Genomic DNA, 10,473 nt, shown 5'->3' with positions numbered 1-10,473 from the left:
AGAGTTTTTTCAACAGTCTTTAACTATTTTCCGTGAAATCGGCGATCGCAATGGAGAAGGACTTGCTCTCAATAATTTGGGTCTTGCTTTGTTTAAATTGAAGAATTTTCCTGAAGCTGAAAAATATCTGTTTTCTAGTCTCGAAGTCAGGGAATCTCTGCGACAAGGAATTCAAGACGACCTCGATAAAGTATCTCTTTCCGACACTCAACGCAGTTCCTATAATCTGCTTCAACAAGTTTTAATTGCTCAAAATAAAACTGAGCCAGCTTTAGAAGTTTCTGAACGAGGTCGGGGGAGAGCGTTAGTCGAGTTATTAACTCAACGATTCAACCCCAATTCAGAACCCTTTTCTCCGGTTGTTTCTTTAGCCCAACTCCAAGCCATTGCTCGACAACAAAATGCAACAATTGTTCAATATTCTAGGATTTTTGATCAATTTTCACGAGACGGTAAAGAACAATACCTAGCGTCAGAATTATATATTTGGGTAATTAAGCCCACTGGAGAAGTTGAGTTTAGACAAACCGATCTTAAACTTCTTTGGCAAGAACAAAACACTTCTCTAGGTCGTCTCATTTTCGCAGCGCGTTGCTTTGGTAATGATGTCTGTAGAAGTGATTTTATTACCGCTTCAGCTAGTTCTAATGTTGTAACTCGTTCTAATTTGACAAGCACTCCTCCTCAATATCGAGAGTTAAAAGAACTCCATCAACTGTTAATTAAACCCATTGAAGATTTATTACCGACTAACCCAGATGAACGAGTAATTTTTGTTCCCACAGACGCTTTATTTTATCTACCTTTTGCGGCTTTGGTAGATGAGGAAGGAAAATTCTTAATTGAAAAACATACAATTGTAATGTCTCCTGCCATTACTGTGTTAGAAACGACTCACAAACAACGGCAAAATTTGTCTTCTTCTGCCCAAGATATTGTGATTGTGGGTAATCCACAAATGCCGAAACTTGCAACGAGTCCAGGGGAAGAACCTCAACCGTTAGCTTCCCTTCGCTATGCTGAAAAAGAAGCGATTGAGATTGCTAAAATGTTCAATACTTCGGCTTTAATTGGAGCCAATGCAACAGAATCAACGGTAGTTGAACGCTTGAAAACTGCTCGAATTATTCATTTTGCTACTCACGGAATTGTTGATAATATTCAACCTTTAAATAGTAGCGTAGCGTTAACTCCTGGGGGTTCGGAGGATGGATTATTAACGGCGGATGAAATTTTTGACTTAAAATTAAATGCAGAATTAGTGGTTTTAAGTGCCTGTGACACTGGACTTGGACAGTTAACCGGGGATGGGATGATTGGGTTATCTCGTTCGTTTTTGAATGCAGGAGTTCCGAGTTTAGTGATGTCGTTATGGGCTATAGATGATCGAAAAACCTCTCAATTGATGGTACAATTTTATCAGAACTTACAGACGACACCCAACAAAGCCCAAGCGTTACGACAAGCGATGTTAACGATGAAAAATCAATATCCTGATCCTTATTATTGGGCGGCGTTTACTTTAATTGGTGAAGCTGAATAATTATTTTGCCAGATCATTTGACTCAAAATCACAGAGAAGGGTTAAAGAGAGAACCCGCCTTGTTTACTTTAATTGGTGAAGCTGAATAATTATTTTGCCAGATCATTTGACTCAAAATCACAGAGAAGGGTTAAAGAGAGAACCCGCCTTTTGGTAATTTGCTGTCAAGCTCGGTCGCTTGATGGCTTAAAACCCCTTCCCTCAAGACTTAGAGACTGCATTACCAGAAAAAGTGGGTGATTGCAAAAGACCTCTTGAAATCCCTAAGCCAGCTTGCAATAATAAAAAACAGAAAGGCACATTACGAGGGTTTCAAGGAGCTGGAGGTAATGTGTTTATGGGAACACAATACTTCCAGCGTTCTTGCTTTTTTCTGTGAAACCCGTAAAAATTAAGCCAAGAGTTCAAACATTAAGTAGATCGCAGTGTTTGTTTAATCGGAACACATCTTAGCGAAATTATACACAAAAATTGTTGAACAAGCTACATTAAGCTTCAAAAAACATCATAACCCCTCAATTAACCGCTCAGATCCGTGAATTACAAACCTGGTTTTGTAGCCTAATTTCTGATAGCTGTTTTTAGATCTTGACAGAATTGACCAATATCTGCTAAAGCTTGTTCCGGTGTTCCTTGAGCTAATCGTTTGACAAAAGCACTACCAACAATCACCGCATCCGCACCCCAATTTCGCATTTGGGTAGCCTGTTCGGGTTGAGAAATCCCAAACCCAACTCCAATGGGTTTATCTGTAAGACTCCGCATTTCCTTCAGGATATCTTCAACACGGGTTTGAACTTGCGATCGCATTCCTGTGACCCCAGTGACACTGACTAAATAAATAAACCCTTGAGATTGACGGGCGATTAATTCAATTCGTTCTTTAGGGCTAGTGGGTGCTACCAGTAACGTGACTTCTATGCCAATTTCACGGGCGGGTTGTAGTAAGGTTTCTGCTTCTTCTAAAGGTAAATCCGGGACAACTAAACCCCTAGCTCCGGCTTGATAAATCTGTTCTAAAAAGGGTTTAATCCCTCGATGCAAAATGGGATTATAATAGGTAAATAAAATAATGGGGGCTTTCAGCGTTGGGCTAACGGTTGCCACCATTTCTAATACTTGATCTAAACGAGTTCCTTTTTGTAAGGCGCGAGTTGCAGCCGCTTGAATGACTGGGCCATCTGCCAACGGATCAGAATAAGGAACTCCTAATTCGATTAAATCGGCTCCATTTTGATCCAGAACTTGTAAGGCTTTCGCCGTTGTTTCTAAGTTCGGATCACCGGCGGTAATAAACGGAATTAAAGCACAGTTTTTTTTATCCGAAGTTCTTAAAGCTTCAAAGCATTGAGAAACAGAAATCATTAAAATTAAACTCAAATAGACTAATTTATTATCCAATTATTGCAGAGCAAGAGAAGAAAAAAATAGTAAAATTTTTACTTGTTTTTCTCTTCTTCGACTTCCGCTTGAAGTTGAGCCAGTTCTTCTGGAGTCATTTCTTCTAGTCGTTTTTGTAAAACGGCATCTTCATAGTTTTTTAGTTGTTGGTTATAGGTCATATTTCGACTTCCCACTCGGAATAAATAAGTGAGTAACCAAATAAATAAACCACCTACTAAAAACGTTTGACTCCAGATGCCAGCATCAAAGCTATTCAGACCCACCCATTGTAAAATTAGGTAGATCGATCCACCTGTCAAAAAGACAAGCATTCCAATAGCAATAACATCAATTCGTCGCATTAGCTGGCAATTTTTCTAGGTTGAGGACGGAAATTTATAAAAGGAGCCAGAAGAATTAATCCAGGGAAAAAGAAGAAGACTAAAAAGTACATAAAGGCTCGTTCAAAGGAACTGGCTACATACCAACGAGCATTCATATAGGCATATAAGGCAGCCGGAAGCACTAATAAATAAGCACCCGCTAAAGCGGTGTAGAGTAATAGGGTAATCAGTAGCATAATTGCAGGTTTAAAAATAAACAGCCACTTAACATCAGACAATTTTAAACTATAGCACCCAGTGGAGGGAATCGGGACAGGGCTGTTTGATTTTTTCCAAAAACGGGTGTGACCTCTCCCCAGTTTCTCCGCGTCGTTGAACCTCCACTGGCTAAAGCCGAGTGGATTCTTTTTTCACAGGCTCTTAACTAGGATGTATCCCCCGTCAGAAAAATTTGGATTTTAATCCCGTTGCGATCGCCTCCTATATTTTTCCTTAAGTTGACACCAATGGTTGCTCGGATACCCCGATAAACCCTTAAAATTGGGGAAGATTTTATAACCATGGGAAGTTAACGAGTTATGGGCATTAAAAAAGGTGATTTTGTTCACGCGGTTCGGGAAAAGTTAGAAAACAGCTTAGAAGCAAAAGCTAGTGATCCTCGATTTTCTGCTTATATTTTTGAAACTAAAGGGGAAATCATGGAATTGCGGGGGGACTACGCCCTGATTAAATTTGGACAAGTTCCTACCCCTAATATTTGGTTAAGATTGGATCAATTAGAATCAGCTTAATCAGTCATCAAGCATCCGCATTATCAGTTATCAGTTGAAGAAATAAGTAGTTACACAAAATAAATTACCTAGTTGAGAGAGGGAACAGCCCCCCCAAACCCCCCGTGCACGGCAGGGCTAGGGGGGGAGGGAACAGGGTGGAGGATGTGTAATTAATTTTGTTTAGGTACTTACTATCTCGAAGGTGCGGATTTCTATAATATTACCCAAAACCCATTACCCATTACCCATTACCTATTACCTATTACCTATTATGTTATCGATTCCATTTTTTCCTCCTTCTTGTCATTCAACTCGGGTTTCTATTATTGGGGCGGGAAAAGTCGGAAGTACCCTCGCCCAGCGTATTATTGAACAAAATATTGCTAATGTTGTTTTATTAGATGTTTTAGAAGGAGTGCCTCAAGGAATTGCTTTAGATTTAATGCAAGCGGGTTCGGTGGAAGGTCATGATCGACAAATAACTGGCACAAATGATTATCGCGATACTGCTAATTCAGATATTATTGTTATAACTGCCGGAAAGCCTCGAATTCCTGGGATGAAGCGGGATGATTTAATTAGTATTAATGCCAAAATTGTTGTCGATGCGGCTCAAAAATCAATTCAATATTCCCCGGATGCAGTATTTATTATTGTGACTAATCCCTTAGATATTATGACTTATATTGCTTGGCAGGCAACAAAGATTGAACCCCATCGCGTGATGGGCATGGCTGGGGTTTTAGATTCATCGAGATTTCAAACGTTTATCGCTATGGAATTAGGAATGTCTATGGCGAATATTCATGCCACTGTATTAGGAAGTCATGGGGATTTAATGGTTCCTTTACCTCGTTATACAACTGTTAATGGGATTCCAATTACAGAATTAATGGATCAAAAAACCATTGATAAAATTGTAGAACGTACCCGTCAGGGCGGGGGAGAAATTGTACAATTATTAAAGACAGGAGGAGCTTATTTTGCCCCGGCATCTTCGATTAGAATTATGGTGGAATCAATTTTACGTCAACAATTGAGACTATTACCCGCCTGTTCTTATTTACAAGGGGAATATGGCTTAAACGATATTTTTCTGGGGGTTCCCGCCTGGTTAGGTTGTCGGGGAGTAGAACGGATTTTGGAACTCGATTTAACCGAATCTGAACATCAAGCTTTGATGGAATGTAGCACATCAGTTAGAGCCGGAATTAATCAAGCTCTGGAATTTTTAGGATAGATCATTTAGAATTGCTATAGGTTTCCATTGGTTCCTTAATCCAACGAATATAAAAGTGTCGGAAACTAGATTTCAAAACCCTAGGTAAACCAAAATCAATTGGAACCAAAGCTGCGGGTAATTTCCAATCGGAAATTTGTAATTCTTTAGGAGTTAATAAAGGATAATTAATCTCCGTTAATTCGGGACATAATCCTAAGCGTTGAGCCGCCATAATAGTTGGAACCCAACTCGGATCAACTTGAAGCAGATCAACAACAGTTCTATCTAGGGAAAATACATGATCAGAAGCAGCTAAAATCCCTAATTCCTTGGGTTCTCCATTACTGGGGCCATTACCTTCATGACCAATAATAGCATCTAAAATGGTTAAATTGGGATTAATTGTCCGAGCCGTTTCTACTAACATTTCCCCAAACCGATCAACATCTTTTCCCGCTTCTAAATGCCACCAGGCTTTCATTTTTCCGGGGACACAACCAAAAAGATTTTTGACTCCCATGGTTAGGGTTAATTGAACATGGGATTTTAATTTAGGTAAATTAATCACCACATCGGCTTCCATTGCTTCTTTACTTAACCGTAAATGGTCGAACCCTTCGCCAACAGTTTCATAGCGTTTTCCCTTAAATTCAATAATGGGTAAATTCAAGGATTCAATTAAGGGTAAATAACCATTTTTGCGGGCAACACCTAAAGCACTCCCAAAGGCAGGACTATCCCCTAAAAAGGGTTTTCCTCCCGCCTGAATTACCGATTTAGCCACCGCCGCCACCAATTCCGGGCGCGTGACGCATTCTTTGGTTGGACGACTTCCAGTTAATAAATTGGGTTTGAGTAAAACCCGATCGCCCGGTTTCACAAAAGCGGTCATTCCTCCCATGGGTTCGAGTAAAGTTTCCAGGGATTTTTCTAATATTTGAGGGTGATAAGAATGAGTCCGAATTAAAGATACAGTTGGCATAAATTACCGAATTTTATGGGTTATTTAATAACTTTATTCAGCCATTTTTAAACGACCGACCGCACCTCGATGGAGGGCAGTTACCCGTTGAGAATTTAGGAAAATTCCCTGTCCTTGTAACTCTGGAACTGGCGGTTTTAACTCCACTTTATCTACCTTAGCCATGTTGACCATTACCGTTTGATCAATTAGATGAAAGGTCAGCCAAGCTTGATGCAAAAGTTCAGGGAGTTGCTGAACTAATTCCACAGGCGGAATCGGAACGCTAAAAGACTCCTCCTGACCATTATCATAATAGAAGGTGATTTGTGTTGTCGTGGTGTTGTTCAATTGTGCAAAAGACCCTCTGGGCATAAGTCAATTTCTCCTAAAATGGGACGATTTCGCAAAATAATTAAATTTTGATTATCCTATTTTAGATCATTTTGGTCTATATTGATGTACCAAGATCAGATACAATCACATAAATTATTCTATAGTTTTCCTGTGGCTGCAATGTCTAAATCTTCTCATCCTGGTAATATCCTCCTAAAAAATATCCCTTGGCAGGATTTAGAAACGATTTTGTTTAAACGGCAAAAAAATGGCGAGACGCTCCTTGCTTATGATAATGGAACTTTAGAATTAATTACCCCCTCACTTGAACATCAAGAATATCGTGAAATTTTAGAAGAATTTATTATTGCTTTATTGGATTTACAAAATATTAATTATCGTTGTTTGGGTTCGGTATTATGGCAACGACCGGATTTACAAATTAGTTTAGAAGTGGATAGTTGTTTTTATATTCAAAATCTATCTGCTATTGAGAAACAATTAACCATTAGTTTACCCGAAAATCCTCCCCCGGATTTAGTCTTAGAAATTGATTTAACCCAAAAATCTCTATCCAGACGTTCAATGTATGCTCGTTTAGGCATTCCTGAAGTTTGGCGTTGTGATCAAAATAAACTGAAAATTTATCAGTTACAGGGTGAAGATTATCAACAAACACCTAGAAGTTTAGTTTTTCCTGAAATAGCATTAGAAAGTTTGCCACAAATTATTAAACATAATATTAAATCGGGTCGAGTTTCTGTTCGGCGTGAATTTCAAAAATGGTTAATAACTATTTAGAGGATAAAAAAAATGACTCTCTTATTATTAGGGGAATTTGAAGATACTCAAGTTTGGATTTCTGCAATTAAAACCCATCAACCCGATTTAAAAATCGAAGTTTATCCAAATTTTGATAATTTAGCAGATATCGACGCGGTTTTAGTTTGGATGCACCCATTAGGCGTTATTGAAAAATTCTCTAATTTAAAGGTAATTATTTCAACGGGTGCGGGTGTAGATCATATTTTACGAGATCGGAATTTACCTGCTAATATTCCCATTGTCCGGCTAATAGATGAATCTTTAACCTCCCAAATGTCGGAATATATCATATCAGCAATTTTACACTTTCATCGTCAATTTGCGGACTATAAAATTCAACAAAATCAACAATTATGGCGAGGTTTATCCCCTAGAAATACGGAAAATTGTACCGTAGGAATTTTAGGTTTAGGGGTTTTGGGTTCAGATATTGCTCAAAAATTAAATATATTGGGGTTTTCGGTGCGAGGTTGGAGTCGGACACCTAAAATTTTAGATAATATTAATTGTTTTTCGGGAGAAACACAATTAAATCTATTTTTAAGTGAATGTTCGGTTTTAGTTTGTTTATTACCCTTAACACCCGAAACCGAGGGAATTTTAAATCAAAAAACCTTTGCTGCTTTACCTCAAGGAGCTTATTTAATTAATGTAGCTAGGGGTAAGCATTTAGTTGAGGAAGATCTATTAACTGCGTTAACATCCGGTCAACTTTCCGGCGCTTGTTTAGATGTTTTTCCAATTGAGCCCTTACCCGAAAATCATCCTTTTTGGAGACATCCCCAAATTATTATAACTCCTCATATTGCGGCTAAAACTATTCCCGCTTGTGTAGCACCCCAAATTATTGCAGCCGTCCAAAAAAGTCAAGAGGGATTACAATTAAATAATCAGGTTGATGTATCTAAAGGATATTAAAAACCCTACAACTTCATTCAAGCGTTGACAATAATTCTATCACAATATTTGCTAATTTTTTGGCGGCTCCGGGGTTTCCTCTAACTTGTCGTAAACGCTGACGCATGGCTTCTAATTGTTCGGGATGGTCTAAATAATTTAAGACTAAATTTCCAATATCTTCTGCTTTTAATTCCCCCACTAATTCGGGAACAATTTCCTGTTTTGCCCAAATATTCGGCCAAGCAAATAATTTACCCTGTTTTAATACTAATCTATTAATAATTTTAGCAAAAATAGCACCAAACCCTGGTAAATTAGCTAAAATTCCGGGGATACCATCCCAAGACCGCATTGCATCTAATTGTTGAGTAGGTAATAATACAATCATCGGTACAGCTAAGGCGCCTAATTGAGCGGTATTTGCTCCGACTGTGGTTAAACAAATCTGACATTTTGAGAGTAAATCACAAGCGGGAAATTGGGTATAAAGTTCTATTTTAACCCCATTTTGAGTTTCCAAATAAGCCGGATTTCCTAAGTTTAATTTTCCTGAAATTCCTCCAAATTGTGCTATAATAGGATTGGATTCGGCATCGGCAAATTTGGCTAAGGTTTGTAAATCTAAGGTAGGAGCAACGGGAATAACTAATCTAATTTCAGGACGTTTTTGATGCAAATATTCAGATATTGCTAAGGCTAATGCCATTCCTTGGGTTAATTTTGAGGCTTTGGAACCGGGTAATAATCCAATTATAATATCCTCAGAAACAATAGCAGAAGAACTTGATAAAGTCACATCTGCCATTAAATCTCCGATCACTTCTAATTTAGCTTGATATGGTTGGGGAATATTATCTAAAATATTGGGTTTCATCACCCCAAACCGATCAATATAACGCCACCACCGCGCCTCCCATTCGGCATAAATAACGCTCCGATATCCCAATCTTTTACTAATTACTAAAGTAAAAAATTGATCTCCTCCTAAAAATAAAACCACACCTTTTTGATACCAGTCCCAATTAGCTGCGGTTTTTCCGAATAACAAAAATTGCCAAAAATATTCCGCGCCTTGAATTCGATCAATTTCCGGGTAAGAACTAGCAATATTAACTTCATTTCCTGTAGCATTAGGACAAGGAGATAATATTAGGGAAATTCTCACCTGAAAGGATTGATTTTGTAGCTGTTTTCGTAATCTTTGAACAACCGGATATACCCAAGTTGTGATTTCACCTGGGCCATTAGAAAGGATGACAATATCAATTGTGTTTTTCATATTAAATAAGAAAATAAGAGTGCGCCCAAGCGCAACAACGGGATTATTTATAAACTATTAATTGCTGAATTATTGTTGGGGTTAATGCTTCTAAATGACTTAATACTATTGTTGCTCCGGCGGTTTCTAAGTTATGTTGATAGGCTTGACGACGTTCTGGATCAGCCTGTTGAATATGGGGCGGAAGTATCCCCACACCGACCCAAATGCGATCGGGTTGGAGTTGTTTTGCTCTTGTTACTGTGTATAAATCAGCCACCGTATCCCCAACATAAAAAACCGGAGTTGGTGAATTTTCTGCGGTTTCTAATTCGGCGATCGCTTCAAAAAGTCCCGTCGGGTCAGGTTTTCCGGGGACATCTTCCATCGCCCTTAATACGGGATCACCTAAATTCAGTTTACCCTGTAAAACATAGAGGGCTTCATCCCGCATCGCCCCGCTAAAGAAACCCCAGGAAATATTATTTTCTGTCAAGTCTTGAAAGTATTTAGGGGTGCACAGTAGGGGCTCAGAGGTAATATAACCTGTCCATTCATCGGGATTTGGGCCACGATAGCGGGACTGGAAAAAATCAACCAGGTGTTGATAGTTGAGGGAAATCTGGGCGCGGTTTTGTCCCTGGGCTTCCCAGTAACGATAGACTAATTCTTGAGAGGCTTCCCAATCATTATTCCAAATTCCTTCCGATTTGAGATCATCAATATCGGTGATGCTGGGACGGTAGGAACTGGTAAACTGTTCTACGGTATCTGCGATCGCCCGTCGATAGGAACCTCCGACATCCCGAATCACACCATCAATATCAAAAACAACAATAGCCGTTTTCATCCCGTTGACCTTCAATTTCGCTATGCTCAAGGCTACACCCGAAGGCTACACCGACGCAAATCTTGATTAGAAGTAATT

Annotated in this window: 13 protein-coding genes; 5 read left to right on the top strand and 8 right to left on the bottom strand. The window is 38.9% G+C overall.

The features are described from left to right. Nucleotides 1-1,543: CHAT domain-containing protein (locus AC559H_RS02705; protein ID WP_040957864.1), on the top strand; the 1,543-nt coding region annotated here is incomplete at its 5' end. Between the two features lie 561 nt (nt 1,544-2,104). On the opposite strand, the gene trpA is transcribed toward AC559H_RS02705, so the two are convergent. From trpA to AC559H_RS02685, 4 genes are all read right to left on the bottom strand, one after another. Beyond that, entirely contained in the window at nt 2,105-2,908 is an 804-nt protein-coding gene (gene trpA, locus AC559H_RS02700) for a tryptophan synthase subunit alpha (protein WP_026793530.1), read from the bottom strand. 74 nt (nt 2,909-2,982) lie between these two features. Beyond that, nucleotides 2,983-3,288, bottom strand: coding sequence for a DUF3007 family protein (locus tag AC559H_RS02695; RefSeq protein ID WP_026793531.1), 306 nt, complete (start codon nt 3,286-3,288; stop codon nt 2,983-2,985). Further along, on the bottom strand, nt 3,288-3,506 hold the full coding sequence (gene ndhL, locus AC559H_RS02690; RefSeq protein ID WP_036834481.1) for an NAD(P)H-quinone oxidoreductase subunit L: 219 nt from the start codon (nt 3,504-3,506) through the stop codon (nt 3,288-3,290). Before ndhL ends, AC559H_RS02695 begins: the two co-directional genes overlap by 1 nt. A gap of 188 nt (nt 3,507-3,694) precedes the next feature. Further along, nucleotides 3,695-3,832: a hypothetical protein gene (locus tag AC559H_RS02685; RefSeq protein WP_158442190.1), complete on the bottom strand. Its 138-nt coding sequence runs from the start codon at nt 3,830-3,832 to the stop codon at nt 3,695-3,697. 16 nt (nt 3,833-3,848) lie between these two features. Between AC559H_RS02685 and AC559H_RS02680 the strand changes: the two genes are divergently transcribed. Both AC559H_RS02680 and mdh read left to right on the top strand, forming a co-directional pair. After that, the gene (locus AC559H_RS02680) at nt 3,849-4,061 is read left to right on the top strand and encodes an NAD(P)H-quinone oxidoreductase subunit O (protein WP_026787367.1); all 213 of its coding nucleotides are present in this window, start codon (nt 3,849-3,851) and stop codon (nt 4,059-4,061) included. 253 nt (nt 4,062-4,314) lie between these two features. Continuing rightward, nucleotides 4,315-5,283: a malate dehydrogenase gene (gene mdh / locus AC559H_RS02675; protein WP_026793533.1), complete on the top strand. Its 969-nt coding sequence runs from the start codon at nt 4,315-4,317 to the stop codon at nt 5,281-5,283. Between the two features lies 1 nt (nt 5,284). Here the strand turns inward: mdh and AC559H_RS02670 are convergent, their stop codons facing one another. Together AC559H_RS02670 and AC559H_RS02665 are read right to left on the bottom strand one after the other, a co-directional pair. Then, on the bottom strand, nt 5,285-6,247 hold the full coding sequence (locus tag AC559H_RS02670) for an Npun_F2552 family protein (RefSeq protein WP_026793534.1): 963 nt from the start codon (nt 6,245-6,247) through the stop codon (nt 5,285-5,287). Between the two features lie 33 nt (nt 6,248-6,280). Then, nucleotides 6,281-6,601 carry a hypothetical protein gene (locus tag AC559H_RS02665; RefSeq protein ID WP_026793535.1) on the bottom strand — a complete coding sequence of 107 codons (321 nt, stop codon included), beginning with the start codon at nt 6,599-6,601 and terminating at the stop codon, nt 6,281-6,283. Between the two features lie 141 nt (nt 6,602-6,742). Here AC559H_RS02665 and AC559H_RS02660 point away from each other — a divergent pair, with 141 nt between their 5' ends. After that, nucleotides 6,743-7,363: a Uma2 family endonuclease gene (locus tag AC559H_RS02660; RefSeq protein WP_026793536.1), complete on the top strand. Its 621-nt coding sequence runs from the start codon at nt 6,743-6,745 to the stop codon at nt 7,361-7,363. Between the two features lie 12 nt (nt 7,364-7,375). Beyond that, nucleotides 7,376-8,305: a 2-hydroxyacid dehydrogenase gene (locus tag AC559H_RS02655; RefSeq protein ID WP_026793537.1), complete on the top strand. Its 930-nt coding sequence runs from the start codon at nt 7,376-7,378 to the stop codon at nt 8,303-8,305. 13 nt (nt 8,306-8,318) lie between these two features. On the opposite strand, the gene AC559H_RS02650 is transcribed toward AC559H_RS02655, so the two are convergent. Beyond that, the gene (locus AC559H_RS02650) at nt 8,319-9,566 is read right to left on the bottom strand and encodes a glycosyltransferase family protein (protein ID WP_026793538.1); all 1,248 of its coding nucleotides are present in this window, start codon (nt 9,564-9,566) and stop codon (nt 8,319-8,321) included. A 43-nt stretch (nt 9,567-9,609) separates the two neighbouring features. Beyond that, nucleotides 9,610-10,395, bottom strand: coding sequence for a TIGR01548 family HAD-type hydrolase (locus tag AC559H_RS02645; RefSeq protein WP_026787360.1), 786 nt, complete (start codon nt 10,393-10,395; stop codon nt 9,610-9,612). Nucleotides 10,396-10,473: the final 78 nt, after the last annotated feature.

The organism is Planktothrix prolifica NIVA-CYA 540 (assembly GCF_963864145.1).
GTDB classification, from domain to species: domain Bacteria; phylum Cyanobacteriota; class Cyanobacteriia; order Cyanobacteriales; family Microcoleaceae; genus Planktothrix; species Planktothrix agardhii.
The sequence above is the reverse complement of the archived record's forward strand: the minus strand, read 5'-3'. Positions and strand labels throughout refer to the sequence as shown.